Here is a 15,438-nt window from a genome sequence, read left to right as displayed (position 1 = left end):
TATGCATGCATCGCCATTAAGTACTGTGGGGAAACCCTTAAATTTTCTTTTATATGTAGAACAAAATTACTCCTTCGACATACTTCGTCCCATACAAAATGAAGCGATAAAGCAAGGTCATCAGGTTAGATGGTTGGTGGTGGGAAATGATGCGTCCAAACACTTTTTACACGAAAACGAGCAGGCATTAGCTTCCATTGAGCAAGCGATAAGCTTTAAACCTGATGCGGTGTTCGTACCCGGCGATAGGGTGCCAAATTTCATTCCCGGCATTAAAGTACAGGTTTTTCATGGTCTTAATGAAAGTAAGCGAGGCAATGTTTATCCTGAGCGTGGGCTGTTCGATTTATATTGCACAGAAGGGCCTGAACGCACGGGTACATTAACAGGCAGTAATAAAGGCCATTACAATGTGGTTGAAACCGGGTGGGTAAAATTAGACTCATTATTTCAATATCAATCGAAAGAACATTTCGATAAACCACAGGTGCTATTTGGTTCCACTTTCTCTGCATCCTTGTCCTGCGCCGAGTTCGTCTATGATGAGGTTAAACGGTTGAGTCAAAGCGGGAACTGGCAGTGGTTAGTGACACTGCACCCGAAAATGGCCGCCTCTACGGTTGAAAAATACAAGGCGTTAGAATGTGAAAACCTAATGTTTTTTGAAAATAATCAAGTCATCGAAGCGTTGCACAGAGCGGATGTGATGATTTGTGACAACTCTTCTATTTTTCAAGAGTTCTTACTTTTAAATAAACCTGTCGTGACGGTAAATAACCGCAACCCGCTCGATTGTTTTATTAACATTACAGAAAGCGATGCGCTAGAAGGTGCAATAAAACAAGCGTTGTCACCTTCGCCCGAACTTATCGATAGCATTCAAAAATACGGGCCATCGATTACCCCCTATCTAGACGGAAAGTCGTCACATCGGGTGGTGAAAGCGGTTGAAGAAATGGTGGGCAGTAACTGGGTTGATAAAAAGCCTAGAAACCTATTAAGAAACTTCAAAATTAGAAAGAAACTTAACTACTGGAAGTTTTGAGGATGACAGTGAGTTAAAACGCTGAGTTTGTCGCGCTGGGTTTGTCGCGCAGTATAGGCATCGTTAACTTGAAACTCAGCATAACAATATAAAACTATCTTTATACATATCAATGTGTTATTTCAATAGATTAGTGAAAAATGATAGTTGTAGAGCAAAGATATTGTGGCGTACTATAGTGCTTTCCCTTTTTCGACATTAAGACTTTTCTATGTATCAAGATTTTCAAGCTGAGCTTTCATGGGCCAGTTTACATATGCCGCGCACTCGTGACGCTATTTCCTCTCTTCCCAGCTTAGACGGTATTAGGTTAGCCTGTAATATGCACCTAGATTTAAAGATGGCCCCATTGGTTGAAGGGTTATTATCGCGTGGGTGTGAGGTTTTTCTGACAACTTGTAATCCCACTACAGTTCAAGATGATCTAGTAAAGTATCTGGTAGATAAAGGGGCAACGGCGCATGCATGGCGAGACATGAGTAACGCCGATTGGTCAGATTCTTTTGATAAAGCCTTGGCTTGGAAACCCACACACTTGTGTGAAATGGGTGCGGATTTAACCACACGTTTGCATGAAAAAGTGCAGTCGAATGAAACAGTTCCAAGTATTGTTGCGGGGTTGGAGGCGACTGGTTCAGGCATTACGCGGTTAAACGGTATGCAGCCTGAATATCCTATTTTTAACTGGGATGATTTGCCCGTAAAAGAAGGCTTACATAATCGCCACATGGTGGGCTTAAGTGCATGGCAAACGTTTTTCCAAACCACACACCTTACCCTGCATGAAAAAGTAGTAGTCGTCATAGGTTATGGTTTAGTGGGGCAGGGCGTGGCGGCATCTGCAAAGGCTTTTGGTGCACAAGTACAAGTTGCTGAACTCGACTCTGCTCGCGCGCTACAAGCTAAATATGATGGCTGGCCAGTGGTTGATTTGGGCAATGCGGTAAAAGATGCCGATGTTATTGCCACTGCCACAGGTGGTTACGGCGTGGTAAGTGCAAAGCACTTGGATGCGATGAAAGAAGGTACCTTTATATTAAATGTTGGGCATGTGGCGCAAGAAATCGATGTGCCATATCTTAAAGAAAATGCCAATCACAGTGAACCAATGCCTTATGTGAATGCCTATACTTTAAATGGTAAAACCCTATTTTTACTGGCAGATGGCTCTATGTTTAACCTTACCGCAGGCTATGGTGATAGCTTAAATGCTTTCGACGTTACCTTGGCGGTAATGGCAGCCGGTATTGGGCATATTGTCGGGGAAGGTAGTACCCACAAAAATGGCTTATATTTACTACCTGAAAAGGCATGGAAGGCGGCGCTTTAGGGCGCTACCCCTTATTATGTTGATGATAGGTTTATCAAAGATATAAGGGGTTCTACCTTATGGGGCTGCGTAATATAAGCCCTCTATCGTTACCAGATTGACAAAGTTCGTTATAGAAAGAGCAAGCGAGTAGAATGCTTTTGCGTTAACATGCTATTAACATGTAAGCGTAATGTACTGAATTATTTCGCTAAGACGCTTACAGAAGGCACATAACTAAAAGGAGTTGGGGAGATGAGCAAGTAGTATGATTCAAGCATCTTCTATTCCTTTGTTTATTACTGCCAGTATCTGCTTTCTTTTAAGCTTTTTCTTTTTGCTTCTGTATTATCGCTTGATCTCCCGCCATGAAGAGTTCGTAAATTATTACCTTATTTTCGCGTTTTCAGCATTAACCAGTGGTGTTTTTTTTGGTGCATTTGCCGTACTCGTTAATTCAAGCGAAAACCTTACCTATCTGAGTATTTCTAACCGTATAACCGTTATTGCGGCTATGTTTACCATAGTGTTGAGTCTGCATTTTTACATTGCTTTTTTTCAATACAAAGTGCCTATTTTTCTGAAGTGGTGCTACGTAATTTGTGGTGCTTTTTCCTTGTTGACCATGGTACCCAATCCGTACTTTCTTAATAATGCTTTCTACTCAACATCTCAGTACTACACAGGCTTGGAATATGGAGCATTATTCCAGTTGTGGGGAGCGTGGATATTAGTACTGGCCGCCTATTGTATTTTTATACTTGTGAGAGTGTTTAATCGACAACGCATTAGGCAAGAAAATAGTAATACAAATACGGTGTTATTGCTGTTGGTAGCAAATGTGATGTGGGTGATTACAGGCCTTTGCGATACGTTCACCGGTATTCAGGTTGTTGATTTACCGCCGTTGAGTTGGATAGGCTCATTTTCGGTTACTTCATGTATTGCGTGGGTGTTGGTTTTACATATAGATGATCTTTATGAAGAAAGGCGGTTGCTGAGTAACCGCCTTATGTATGACCATTTAACCCAAGCATTCTCACGCAGTTATTTGGAGATACGTTTAACGGAAGCTGTGAACCTAATGCGACGTGGGGAGTTGAGCGGGCTATCGGTATGCGTATTTGATGTAGATAACTTCAAAAATATCAACGATCAATATGGGCATGCTAATGGTGATGCGTTGCTCACCCAAATTACAACTATTATAAAAGACAATATTCGTCAGTCTGATTGTATAGCACGGTTGGGAGGGGACGAGTTCGTTATTTTATTTGCCAGCAAACAAGATGAAAATTATGCGCCGACTACGGTAGAACGAATTCGTGAGCGCATTGCAAAAACAGATTTCGGTAAAGGCGAGTGCACGTTTAATACTTCTTGTTCGTTCGGTATAGTTAGTGTTATGCCAGAACAATTGACTGTAACCAATGTGGACGAAGTACAGGACTTGGCAAACCAAATGCTATCGGGTGCAGATGAAGCTTTATATCGCGCCAAGAACCAAGGTAAAAACGCGGTCTGCATTGCCACCTTCAGTGATTAATATTGTCTTTATTGAACCTAGCTTAGCTCGTCCTTATCTTTATCATCTTCGCTTTTGTCTTCTTGTCCGCTTTTTTCTTGCTTAGCTTCGGTAACCATTTCGATAGTATGCTGCACCTTGGGATCGGGTAAAATCATCTGCATCAACATACCAAACACTATCGCAGCGCCTTTTTGTTTTCTGGCCCATAGATACATAAGAGCAAAGAAGCCGACAATGAAAGCGAAACCGACAAATACGCTAAGTGCGAACAGGGTATCGCTAAACAAATCCATATTGCACTGCCTTTTCCATTTCCACTTCCGTTATTCGATGCGACAAGATGCTGTATTTGTCGTACCAATTAAAATCCCTTCACTATGCTTTAATGGTAATGTTTAAAAAAAACACAAGTGGATGAACTCATTAAGGCAATACGAATTCCTAATGAATTAGCTATTTAGCCTTTACCGTATGGCTAAATACGTTGCACTATATAAATCATAAGCACCTATCCTTCATAAACAATAAAATATAAAAAGGCTTCCAATGATGACATTACGGCGAACACTAGCCGCTTTAGCAGTATCTATTAGCACGCTAGTTAGTCTCTCTTTCCCGGCATTTGCACTAGAAGATACCGTTAACCCCAAGCTTTTCGACAAAATGGAATATCGTAATATTGGGCCGTTTCGCGGGGGGCGCTCCGTAGCCGTTTCAGGCGTTGATGGTAACTCAAACCTTTATTATATGGGGGCCGCTGGTGGTGGCGTATGGAAAACAGATAATGCCGGTTTGTCTTGGAAACCGTTGTCTGACAAGCACTTTAAAGTAGGTAGCATTGGAGCAATTGCTGTAGCCCCCTCAGATCATAACGTTATTTATGTGGGTACGGGAGAAGGGCCTATTCGCGGTGTAACCACCAGCCACGGTAAAGGTGTATATAAGTCTACCGACGCGGGTGAAACCTGGGAGCTAGTTGGTTTAGAAAACCGTGGTCAAATTCCCAAAATTCGTATTCATCCCACGAATCCAGATGTCGCGTGGGTGGCTGTTCAGGGCAATATTTGGGCGCCAAATGAAGCGCGCGGTGTGTTTAAAACTACCGATGGTGGTAAAAACTGGACGCACGTACTTAACGTTAATGCCAACACAGGGGCTGCAGATTTAGCACTAGACCCATCTAACCCGAGAGTGCTTTACGCCAGCATGTGGCACCATGGAAGAACGCCTTGGTTTGTAAACTCTGGTGGTGACGGCGGCGGTATTTATAAGTCCACAGATGGTGGTGAGACTTGGAATAAACTAGAAAAAGGCTTGCCTAAGCTTATTGGTAAGGTGGGAATAGATATTTCTGCCTCTAACCCGAAGCGCGTTTACGCCATAATTGAAGCTGATAAAGGTGGTTTATACCGCAGCGATGATGCTGGTGCTTCTTGGCAGCTAATGAATGGCGATAATATTCTTAAAGCCAGAGCCTGGTATTACAATCATATTAAGGTTGACCCTAACGACGAAAACACCCTGTATGTGATGAATGTACAGCTGCATAAGTCTATCGATGGCGGCAAAACCTTTGAGATTAAATCATTGCCACACGGTGATACCCACGATATGTGGATAAACCCTGAAAACAGCCTGAATATGATAAATGCCAACGACGGTGGCGCAACCGTAACGTTTGATGGTGGAAAGTCGTGGTCGAGTATTTATAACCAACCCACTGCGCAGTTTTATCGTGTAGTAACCGATAACCTTGAACCCTACCATGTCTATGGCGGCCAGCAAGATAACACCACAATGGCGACCCCTTCTTCTACCTATGATGGGGGCATTGGAATAGCCGAGCAATTCGCCGTAGGTGGTGGTGAAAGCGCACATATCGCCTTTGATGCCGACAATCCTACGCTGATTTACGCCACCACTATTAATGGCACATTAACCGAGTTCAACAAGGACACGGGGCTTACTCGCCCTATTATGCCTTATCCTGAATACGTATTTGGGCGCAACGCGCGAGATCAGAAATACCGTACCAACTGGAATGCGCCGGTATTGGTGTCGCAGCACGACCCTAAAACAGTGTACTACGGTACGCAGATGATATTAAAAACCACCGATAGAGGTGTTAACTGGCAAGAGATAAGCCCAGATTTAACCCGCAACGAGGTAGAAAAGCAGGGCTTAAACGGCGGACCTATCACCAACGAACAAGCCGGTGCTGAATATTACAATACGGTTTTCTATATTGCTGAATCGCCAGCAAATGCAGGTGAACTATGGGTAGGTGCAGATGATGGCAAGTTACATTTAACCACAGATGAAGGTGAAAATTGGAAAGACATTACGCCTCATAAAAAAGAAGCACAGGTTAATGCTATTGAGCTAAGCGTTCACGCTGAGGGTAAAGCCTATGTAGCGGTAACCGGCTATAAACTGAACGACTATCAGCCTTATATTTATAAAACAGAAAACTACGGAAAACGCTGGACTCGCATAGATAAAGGCTTGCCTGAAGATGCGTTTGTACGCGTAGTACGTGAGGATAAGCAGCAGGAAGGTATGCTGTTCGCGGGAACTGAAAGCGGTATGTTTGTCAGTTTTGACGATGGTAAAAACTGGCAGGAGATGGCACTTAATTTACCGCCAGTCGCAATAACTGATATGCAGGTAAAAGGTGATGACTTAGTTGTGGCAACGCAAGGTCGCGGCTTTTGGATTTTGGACAATATAAACCCGCTGCGTGAAGTCAGTGGTTCATTACACAATGAAGCGCTGTTTCAATTTAGCCCTGTCGACGGTGTGCGCTTGTTGTCTGGCGGCAATATGAGCGGCCAACCAGAAGCGAAAAATCCTCCTCGCGGAGCAAGGTTCCGTTACTACTTAAAAGAGGAGCTTGAAGAGAGTGAAAGTCTTCGCATTGATATTTTTGATTCGAAAAATCAACTCGTGCGTACGTTATCGTCAACCGCAGATGCGTTTGAAAAGTGCGCCAAGGGTAACGAAGACGCTCGCAGCCCGCTGAAGTTTACACACCCTTCAACAAATGAAGGTTATAACGAGTTTGTATGGGATTTACGACGCTCACCTTTGAACTGTATTGATAATGTGAAGTTATTTGGCGGCTGGAATGGCGCCAGAGTAATGCCTGGCGACTATAAAGCGACTATCACTGTCGGTGAGCAGTCTCAGACCCGACCGTTTAAGGTATTGCCAGACCCAAGGGAGGAAGCTGATGCCGCCCAATTACAAATTGTTGAGCAAAGCATTCAGGCCAGTGAAAACTTACTAAACGAGCTATTTGAGCACTTGCAAAAAGCCCGTAACGTGCGTGAAACGCTAAATGGGGTAACTGAGTCTAACGTGGTACTAGCCAGCGAAGTGTCGGCATCAATTGACCGTATTGTTAGCGCTATTGATGATTGGGAAGCATTGGTTATTCAACCTAAGCACCAAACCTTTGAAGACGACATTAACTGGCCAAATATGCTCGACCGACAAGTTCGCTTTTTAATGGATAACTTCGATAGAACCGGCGCGCCAGCACAAGCTGGGGCGGTACAACGTTTAGACGATTTAGAGGCCAGATGGCAGAAGTACAAACTACAGTTAGAAATTCTATTTCGTGAAAATGTTAAGCCAGTCAATGAAGCGCTTGCTGAAAAGGGCGTTTACGATTTAGAAAGTTTGTAGGCTGCTTGTGCGTATTGAATTGTACTTTGTAAAATGAAGGTACGATGAAGGTGTTCGATAGTATTATCGGCACACTTTAAACAAAAAACCGACGTTAAGTCGGTTTTTTGTTTTTTAAATTAGGCCTTCACATCAAAAACGCTATAGCGTGAATACACACTAATGCTCATCAAATAAAGACTTATTTCTGATGTATTTTCTCATGTAATGGTAGGTAATAGGTCTTAATAGCCAGCTACTTAACGATTTAAAAAAACGCTTATGCGTGGGCGTGTTTTCATAAATTTGATCGTCGTGCAGCCATAGCATTTTACCCACGTGCCAAAAGTAAAAAGGGAAAGGAGGCATAAATGTTACTACGTCTAAGTCGCAGCAAATACGGTATGTTTTGTGATGTAATAGATAGTTTTTATACCATGAGCGACTGCCCACTGCAGGTTGGCCAAAGGTTACGACACGCTTAACCGCTTTAGTATTTTTTCTTTCGAAATAATCGGCCATCAGCACGGCTACTGCGCCACCGGAAGAGTGCCCTATAAACGTAAAACGCTTACCCTTATTTTGCAGAGGCTCTAGTACTTTAACCAAAAGCTCTTGCAATGGCAGTGCTTGGTCAATCGTCTTCGTGCTTGAATACATGGGTTGATGAAGTAGTCGACTAAAGCCCCAATGTACATAAAACTTTTTATCGACTTGTTTAATTCTAGTGGGTAGAAATACCAAATTTGCGAGCCAGTCTTTTAGTCCCAGCGAGCCCCTAAATACCACAATGGCTTCTTTTTTATTATCTACCCAAAGGATCCTGACGCTCATCCGGCCATATTTATCGACCAAGTGACGTTCGTGAAAGGGCTTTAATACTTGGCGGTAGTGCGCTTCAGCGTCGGGATAGGAGAGTTGGCAGAGAATGGCGTATCGCTCGTATTGATAGCGTTTCAGTTTTTTCATAGAAAACTATATCAACTCGCTTTGCTCTGTTTTGTGAACAGAATAGATTCACACACAATGACTCGAATTCTATAAAGTTATAGTGTTTATGTTTCAGTTGGATTACGGCGAGAATAAAGGGCAGAGTACATTATCATCAGGGTGGGGCTACCTATAAGGCACAAAAAAACCGACTTTAAGTCGGTTTATTGTTATCTCTTTCATTGGTAAGAAAAGAGATGGTACCAGTGGGCGGACTTGAACCGCCACGCCATTGCTGGCAACGGATTTTGAAAAGTTTGTGTCTGTTTTATTGTATTAATATCAGTTAGTTAGAAGGGTTAAAGGGGCTTTGCAAATTCTTTGCATGCTCCTATGCACAAACAGTTTTTGAAACACTTAATCTTAAGTTTACTAACGAAAATTTCGGTGAGTGAGGCGTCAGACTAAGGCTAAGTTGACGCCTGGCGGAAGCCCTCGATAAAGAAATTGTTAAATGAGCGGTGAATACCTATGTTTATGCTAAGCATCTTACCTGGGCAAATGTGGTGAATGGAAAGCCAAGTCGTGCTGTGCACACACAGACACTAAAGCCTAAAAAAGTTTCAAATATTTGTGGATGTTAGTACTGATAAGGAATTCGTCGAAAAGGATCCAAGCAGGAACACCTAAAATACAGGTTGCAAGTTCAGCTGAAAAAATGCTTACCGTTAAGTTATATCACAGGTTTGGCATTTAATTGTTTCGTGTAATATTAGTTTTGTTTGCGTGGGCGGCCCTAATGATCTGCTATAATCAGACCGGACACTTAAATAAAGGAATATAATCCTGACATCGAAGTGTAAAATAACAGCATGAAAAAAGAATATATACCAACGAATTTAAGTAAGAAGCAGTCGCATTGCTGACTGAGCGAGGCAACAGCGTGCCTAAGGCGGCCGCCTCTTTAGGGTCATTGACAAATTGCTTTATGACTTAAAGCCAAGTCTGAAGCAGAGCAGTCTGGTGAAGCCTTGTCGCTGATGGGTGTGCCGAGCTGATCCGTCTTCGCAAAGAAAATAAAGAGTTAAGGATGGAAAAAGATACACTAAAAAAGGCCAGTGAAGAGTCAAGTGATCATCGCAACACCCTTTTCAATCATGAGCGACGATGCTTTAAATTTCAATGTTTTCATCGGGCGCTCATTTAATTGGGTAGCTACAGTATTCAGCCTTTCTTGAGAGTGAGGTGATAAATCTGTTTTTGGGAAAGTATTCGCGAATAAGGTTGTTGTTACTCTCATTAGCGCCTCTTTGCCATGGGCATTGAAGAGCACAGAAGTAAACCGAATAACAATTTCCTTTGTTAACTCAGCATGTTTAGCTAATCCATTTCTCGCTCCAAAGTCGAGGATTTACGATATTGGCGGGGCATTTGCTTAAAAGTAGCCGGCAATGCTGTATACACAGACTCAGCATCTTTTCCCACCAGTGTTGGGATTACGGTTAAGCGTGATCTCCTGTCTACAAGCGTGGCAATGTGGGTGTTTTTTGACCTGATAAAAGATCACCATCCCAATGCTCGACGCTCTACGATTGTCGATATTCTTTGAGCGCTCATGGATAGAGATACCATTCACAATATTAGTTAAACTCCTATCTCCACTTCGTCGATGAAATCGGCTATGGCGCATTGGCCTGCTTTTTCGCAAATGCTGGCTGTAAGGGTAATGAATGATGTTTTTAGAGCAAACGTTGATTGATTTATATATCGTCTCATGCGAAACCTGCATGTACTTTTTCCGCGATAACTCCAAACGTAACAAGCCAGAAATCTGCTCTGTAGATTACTTAAACTGAGCTTGGATATCACTATTCGCCTTAGTTCCGGAAATTGCTCTAATACTCCGGATTTAGACAGCTTAGCCATACGGTCACCCCTGTTATCGGCATCGACATCTTTGTAGTAGCCTTGCCGCGGTTTCTTGCCACTTCTCTTAATATGGTTGACGGAGAACGGTTAAGCAATTTAGCAATGGCTCTTAACGACATTTTAACGGACAAAGCGACTCTGATTTCCTCACGCTCACTTTGAGTAAGGTGATTAGTGCGTGTGGTTCTCGAGGAGGGTTAATCCCTCCGTTTTCTCTTTATGCTGTAAAACAGTTCCAGACGCAGCAGCTAAAATATTTGCCGATATCACTAAAGTCTGCTCCTTATTTCCATAAATCAAAGACAAGTTCCTTCTCGCCCTGAGTAAAAATTCGTTTTGGTCGTTTCATCAAAAGTATTCACGCAAATCAGTTTTTTAGTAAATCTGTTGCGTTGGTTTTTTGAATCTACAGGCGCTCTTTTGCTCAAGGAAAAGTAAGTTTTGAAAAGATAAAACAGGTAGCTTCGGAGTATCCTATCACTCAGCTTTGCAACCGCATGAATGTCAGTCGCTCGGCCTACTAAGTCTGGCTGACTAAACCGGCTAACGTAATTAAAACAGAGTAGCTGTATTTATATCGCACAGCGAAGGGGATATCTAAGCAATGCCGCAATAGTCTGGACTATCGAGAGCTGCGCACTCGGTTATACAATGAGGGCTTCGCAATCAGTGATTAAGACACACAAAAGCTGATGGCTAAACTGGAACTTGGTGGTGACGCAATGAGTTGCCTATAAAGTTACTGCCAGGCGCAAACACAGTGATGCTGTGGCTGACAATGTATTAAATCAGTATCTAAATCCAGTCGCTCCAAATCTGGTGTGGGCCGGCGTTGTGAAGCACTTGAAAAAAGGCGAAGGCTGGATGTATTTAGCTATCGTCATGGATCTATACTCGCGCAGAATTGTTGGCTGGCAGATTGATAAACGCATGACCATAGACTTGGTTAGTAAAGCAATGATGAGAGCGTATAACCTGCGCCAACCACCTAAAGGCTTGGTGTTTCATAACTACAAAGGCTCACAATACACTGGCAAGCATTATCGAACCCGGCTAAACAGCGATAGTATACGAGCCAGAATGGGTGATGTGGGGCTGGGATAATGCAGTGGTGGAAAGATTCTTCGTTAGCTTGAAGCATGACTGGCTGTTCAAAGTGCCACAACTGACCCGGAAATACGTGAAAATTGATTTTGCTAATTATATGCGTTTTAACAATAAGTGTAGTTTTTAGTTTTAGCTTAAGTGCAGTTTGACAGAATTGAAGGTGTTGGTGGACGATAGATGGGGTGCCTCTATAAGATTTTTGAGTTCGTCTTATATTTCACTGAAACTGAGTTATAATCTTTGTGTGACTAACTGGGGAAGATTTAATAGTTCAATTTTATCAATGTGTTATAGTTTTTTTTGGGGTGATTGAGTTATATCGGGATTTATATTTTTGCTCGATAGAAAATAAGAAGTCAGAGGTAATTTTTAAAACACTCCCTTCACAAAAATTGATGAGTTCGTAGGTTTTGTAAAGGTAAGTCGGATATCCGTGCTGGCTCCGAGTCTTTACAGTGGATAATCCTAGAACATCTTCGATTATCAGGACGTGACAATTTAATGTAGCCACCTAGGGTACTTGAACTGGTGTATGGTTAATAGGGTTTAACAGTTCTCTGGAAGTATATCGGATTCCTTTACATCAAATGAGTAGTAATTTTTACCCTTACATCTCACGCGTGAGATGTAAGGGTAAAAATTAAGGGGACGTGTGTTGCTCAATAACTTTATTTCTGATAGGGTTTTTGCAGAAAAATAATACGATCAATGGAAGTGACAAATTTGAAAAAACTTCATTTGTTGGAAAGAGCTCTCCTTTTTTCTAATAGCACAATTGATACTAAGTCGAGTAGTGGTCAACAAATTTTCGTCACGTTTGATAAATTTGTTGAAGATGTGCGTAATCTAGCTAGTAGGTTATCCAAAGCTGGTATTTCGAAGGGACACTTTATAGGTTTACAGAGCCCAAATTGTTATGAGGCATTGGTTTGGGATTTAGCTACAATTGAACTTGGCTCAATCATTCACTTTTTCCCAGAGGAGTCTCAATTAGATAATATAAAAAAATTTGAGAGGGAAAACCAAATAGCTCTTTGGGTGACTAACAATAAAAATGTCATTGAGCAAGTGCAGCATGTCTGTCTGTTGGATGTGGCGCTTAGTGGTGAACCTATAGTAGTGAATTCGAATGCTGTAAGATCTAATCAAAGTGATCTATTAACAAGAGTCTACTCTTCCGGAACTTCAGGTTACCTGAAAGGATTGGAGATAAGTTCACAAGGTACTGAAAGATTGGTTCTCGATTTTGTGAACGCATTTAGCCTAAACAATGAAGACAAGCATCTAATTTTTTTACCCTTATCAAATTATCAACAAAGGTTGTCAGTTTATGGTTGTCTTTATTCAGGGGCGTCAATTGCTTTATGCCATTTTTCGGTGGTGTTTAATGAGTTGAGAAGGGTAAGTCCTACGTTTATTATTGCACCACCTGCAATTTATGAGAATATTTATCACTTATATTTGCAGGACGAAAATGCGAAAGAAAGTGTGTCAAACTTTTTAGGCAATAATGTTCGATTCATGATTACTGGAATGGCACCCATTCGAACCAATATTCTGCAAGCATTTTCAAAATGGGAATTACCTCTTTTCGAGGCCTATGGAGTGACAGAAACGGGGATGATTGCGTGGAATACTTTTAGTGAAAATTGCATTGGTTCAGTTGGAAAGCCTATAAATCGCGATCACGTTCTGTTGACCGATGACAAAGAAATTTTGATAGATAGACCGTTTCCGCTCTCAAGAGGCTATTTTGAATGTAGTGACCAGGATAATAAAAACACTTATTTGGGTTCTGGCTTAATTGCCACAGGCGACATAGGTGAGTTTAATGAAAGTGGATTCTTGTTTTTAATAGGTCGAAAAAAAGAGATAATTGTCACTTCAGGAGGCATAAAGTTCCACCCTGAACAGATTGAGAAAAGACTAAATTTAATTGTTGATGTTTTACAAAGTGTCGTCGTAATTAGTAAAGAAACTAAAAAAGTGCATGCTGTTATCGTAGTACCTAATACCGACAAAGAATTTTGCAGTAATATATTAGAGCAAGCTCAAGCGATTAACTACTCGCTTGAATCGTACCAGCAGATTCAAAATTTTGTATTCACGGATACCATTTTTACGATTGAAAATGAAATGCTGACACGCAATTTGAAATTAAATCGGAAAGCAATATATACAAACTTCGAAAATAGAATTGAATCAAGTAAGTAGAATTACAGAGAGCTAAAATTAATGAATAAGACTCTAGATAAAATGATTGAGCTGGTGAGTAAAGTTTCCTCTGAAAGCGAGTATGAAGAAGAGCTCAGTGGCGATGTTAGATTCGTTGAGGATTTAGGGCTTAACTCTATTAATGTAATAATGTTAGTTACGCTAATGGAGCAAGAGTTTAATCTTTCACTTACTTCCCGATTAGAGGCGTTGCTAGGATGTCCTTCTATAAATAGCGTAACGGAATATATTGACGGGTTATTAGTTAATAATGAGTGAAATCAAAAGACCGAAACTGATTGTAGATGGGCATTGTCATTTATCTTCTAGTCGATGTATCCCTGGTGCTTTTTTTGATGGAGTAGTAAGCAATATTAACGCATCGCTAACAGCACAGGGAGTCCAAACTGATAGTGAAAATATTAAGTCGATGTTGTTGTCGCAATATGATGATCATTATGGTGATAAACTAGTTTCTCAAATGAATGATGCTGGTATTGAAAAGACAGTGTTGCTCGCACCCGATTTTACCTATATTTTCGAATCAGATTTTTCATACAGAGATTTAGCTAAACAGCATTTTGAAACAAAAAAACGCCACCCAGACCGCTTTTTTGTATTTCAGGGAATTGATCCTAGGTGGGGGCAGACTGGATTAAAATTTTTTGAGTACTGTATTAAAGAGTATCAGTTTGATGGATTGAAACTTTATCCTCCGTGTGGATATTCACCAAGTGATAAGCGGTTGTATCCTTTTTATGAACTTTGCCAGCAATATGGTCTTCCTGTACTTTTACATACAGGACCTACATCTCCCACTCTTAATTTTGAAATGGCTGTTCCAAGCCTAATAGATCAAGCTGCAAAAGATTTTACGAAGGTCAATTTTATTTTAGCACATGGTGGCGTTAATTTTGTTGAACAATCCAAACTGCTTTGCCAATATCGTCCCAACGTATTTTTGGATTTTTCCGGCTTTCCATCAGTTTTGAACCCAAATGGATGGAAGTCACATTTATATGACTTGTTTAGATTGAAAATCAATCATAAAGTGATTTTTGGAAGCGATTGGCCAGTCTTTTCAATGAAAGAGTCACTTTCCGCTATGATCGAAGGGTTGATGAGCGATGACGGACCTCTAAGAGATGCAAATAACACGGACATCAAAAATATAATGGCAGGAAATATACTTAGGTTAATTGGTCAACGCCAATAGTCATTGGGTGGTAATATTGTGTATAAAGATCGAAAAACAATTTATGCTGGAAATATAGATTTCGGCCATACAGTGCTTAAGCAATATGATATTTCTTACAGCGGAGATAATGTCAATCCGACGACTTTTTCAGCTGGCTTTCAACTTGCGGAAAGTATGTTGAAAACTGAAAAGTCTTTCATCGATAGCAAATACGGCTTTTGTATTCGGCATTCAGGTGTAAGAGAAGACTATCTGGTTATCTGCTATTGGGCTAATGAAAACGAGTGTTTTATTAAAGTTTTTATTGGATACGATTCACATTGGCGTCCAGCTGTTGATGAGTCGTTTTGTGTTTGGGATCTTAAAATAATTTGGTTCGAAAGAGAAAGCTATGTAAAACACGTTTTGTCATCAACTAAACAGCATTCTCAGCAATACTTGTCTGATTATTTTGAGCAAAATGAAGCAGTCTAATGTTTCTGTTCGCTCATAGTTTTTTTAATTTAAAT

11 protein-coding genes and 1 pseudogene are annotated in these 15,438 nt (G+C 41.1%); 9 read left to right on the top strand and 3 right to left on the bottom strand.

The genetic code is table 11. The annotated features are described in order from the left end of the window. Nucleotide 1 precedes the first annotated feature (1 nt). The 3 genes from ALT761_RS16525 to ALT761_RS16515 all read left to right on the top strand — a co-directional run bounded on the left by ALT761_RS16525 (nucleotide 2) and on the right by ALT761_RS16515 (nucleotide 3,900). Nucleotides 2-1,045, top strand: a complete 1,044-nt coding sequence (locus tag ALT761_RS16525) for a UDP-N-acetylglucosamine 2-epimerase (protein WP_129740025.1) — start codon at nucleotides 2-4, stop codon at nucleotides 1,043-1,045. Nucleotides 1,046-1,256: 211 nt separating this feature from the next. Next, nucleotides 1,257-2,375 (top strand): adenosylhomocysteinase, encoded by a 1,119-nt coding sequence (locus ALT761_RS16520; RefSeq protein ID WP_129740024.1) that lies wholly within the window; start codon nucleotides 1,257-1,259, stop codon nucleotides 2,373-2,375. Nucleotides 2,376-2,622: 247 nt separating this feature from the next. Beyond that, a complete protein-coding gene (locus ALT761_RS16515) occupies nucleotides 2,623-3,900 on the top strand; it encodes a histidine kinase N-terminal 7TM domain-containing diguanylate cyclase (protein ID WP_129740023.1) in 1,278 nt (425 codons plus the stop codon). 17 nt (nucleotides 3,901-3,917) lie between these two features. Here the strand turns inward: ALT761_RS16515 and ALT761_RS16510 are convergent, their stop codons facing one another. Next, on the bottom strand, nucleotides 3,918-4,175 hold the full coding sequence (locus ALT761_RS16510; protein ID WP_129740022.1) for a hypothetical protein: 258 nt from the start codon (nucleotides 4,173-4,175) through the stop codon (nucleotides 3,918-3,920). Between the two features lie 253 nt (nucleotides 4,176-4,428). Here ALT761_RS16510 and ALT761_RS16505 point away from each other — a divergent pair, with 253 nt between their 5' ends. Further along, a complete protein-coding gene (locus ALT761_RS16505) occupies nucleotides 4,429-7,572 on the top strand; it encodes a WD40/YVTN/BNR-like repeat-containing protein (RefSeq protein WP_129740021.1) in 3,144 nt (1,047 codons plus the stop codon). 159 nt (nucleotides 7,573-7,731) lie between these two features. Here the strand turns inward: ALT761_RS16505 and ALT761_RS16500 are convergent, their stop codons facing one another. Then, on the bottom strand, nucleotides 7,732-8,520 hold the full coding sequence (locus ALT761_RS16500) for a lipase family protein (protein ID WP_129740020.1): 789 nt from the start codon (nucleotides 8,518-8,520) through the stop codon (nucleotides 7,732-7,734). A 1,087-nt stretch (nucleotides 8,521-9,607) separates the two neighbouring features. Next, nucleotides 9,608-10,759, bottom strand: a pseudogene (locus ALT761_RS16495) (IS30 family transposase). A 419-nt stretch (nucleotides 10,760-11,178) separates the two neighbouring features. Between ALT761_RS16495 and ALT761_RS20960 the strand changes: the two are divergent. The 5 genes from ALT761_RS20960 to ALT761_RS16470 all read left to right on the top strand — a co-directional run bounded on the left by ALT761_RS20960 (nucleotide 11,179) and on the right by ALT761_RS16470 (nucleotide 15,403). After that, nucleotides 11,179-11,514 (top strand): DDE-type integrase/transposase/recombinase, encoded by a 336-nt coding sequence (locus ALT761_RS20960; RefSeq protein ID WP_129740019.1) that lies wholly within the window; start codon nucleotides 11,179-11,181, stop codon nucleotides 11,512-11,514. A 726-nt stretch (nucleotides 11,515-12,240) separates the two neighbouring features. Further along, complete coding sequence (locus ALT761_RS16485; protein ID WP_172602910.1) at nucleotides 12,241-13,731, top strand: AMP-binding protein; 1,491 nt, start codon at nucleotides 12,241-12,243, stop codon at nucleotides 13,729-13,731. Between the two features lie 21 nt (nucleotides 13,732-13,752). Beyond that, the gene (locus ALT761_RS16480; RefSeq protein WP_129740017.1) at nucleotides 13,753-14,010 is read left to right on the top strand and encodes an acyl carrier protein; all 258 of its coding nucleotides are present in this window, start codon (nucleotides 13,753-13,755) and stop codon (nucleotides 14,008-14,010) included. Then, entirely contained in the window at nucleotides 14,003-14,947 is a 945-nt protein-coding gene (locus ALT761_RS16475) for an amidohydrolase family protein (protein WP_129740016.1), read from the top strand. Before ALT761_RS16480 ends, ALT761_RS16475 begins: the two co-directional genes overlap by 8 nt. Nucleotides 14,948-14,965: 18 nt before the next feature. Next, on the top strand, nucleotides 14,966-15,403 hold the full coding sequence (locus ALT761_RS16470; RefSeq protein ID WP_129740015.1) for a hypothetical protein: 438 nt from the start codon (nucleotides 14,966-14,968) through the stop codon (nucleotides 15,401-15,403). The last annotated feature ends 35 nt before the right edge of the window (nucleotides 15,404-15,438 follow it).

The organism is Alteromonas sp. 76-1 (assembly GCF_900654235.1).
Taxonomy (GTDB): Bacteria; Pseudomonadota; Gammaproteobacteria; order Enterobacterales; family Alteromonadaceae; genus Alteromonas; species Alteromonas naphthalenivorans.
Note: the sequence above shows the minus strand (reverse complement) of the source record. Positions and strands in the feature narration are given on the sequence as shown.

What these genes read in the sequence shown, in the direction of transcription:
- ALT761_RS16510 (WP_129740022.1), bottom strand. Translation starts at nt 4,175, where the DNA reads ATGGATTTGTTTAGCGATACCCTGTTCGCACTTAGCGTATTTGTCGGT.
- ALT761_RS16480 (WP_129740017.1), top strand. Translation starts at nt 13,753, where the DNA reads ATGAATAAGACTCTAGATAAAATGATTGAGCTGGTGAGTAAAGTTTCC.
- ALT761_RS16500 (WP_129740020.1), bottom strand. Translation starts at nt 8,520, where the DNA reads ATGAAAAAACTGAAACGCTATCAATACGAGCGATACGCCATTCTCTGC.
- ALT761_RS16520 (WP_129740024.1), top strand. Translation starts at nt 1,257, where the DNA reads ATGTATCAAGATTTTCAAGCTGAGCTTTCATGGGCCAGTTTACATATG.
- ALT761_RS16475 (WP_129740016.1), top strand. Translation starts at nt 14,003, where the DNA reads ATGAGTGAAATCAAAAGACCGAAACTGATTGTAGATGGGCATTGTCAT.
- ALT761_RS16505 (WP_129740021.1), top strand. Translation starts at nt 4,429, where the DNA reads ATGATGACATTACGGCGAACACTAGCCGCTTTAGCAGTATCTATTAGC.
- ALT761_RS16525 (WP_129740025.1), top strand. Translation starts at nt 2, where the DNA reads ATGCATGCATCGCCATTAAGTACTGTGGGGAAACCCTTAAATTTTCTT.
- ALT761_RS16515 (WP_129740023.1), top strand. Translation starts at nt 2,623, where the DNA reads ATGATTCAAGCATCTTCTATTCCTTTGTTTATTACTGCCAGTATCTGC.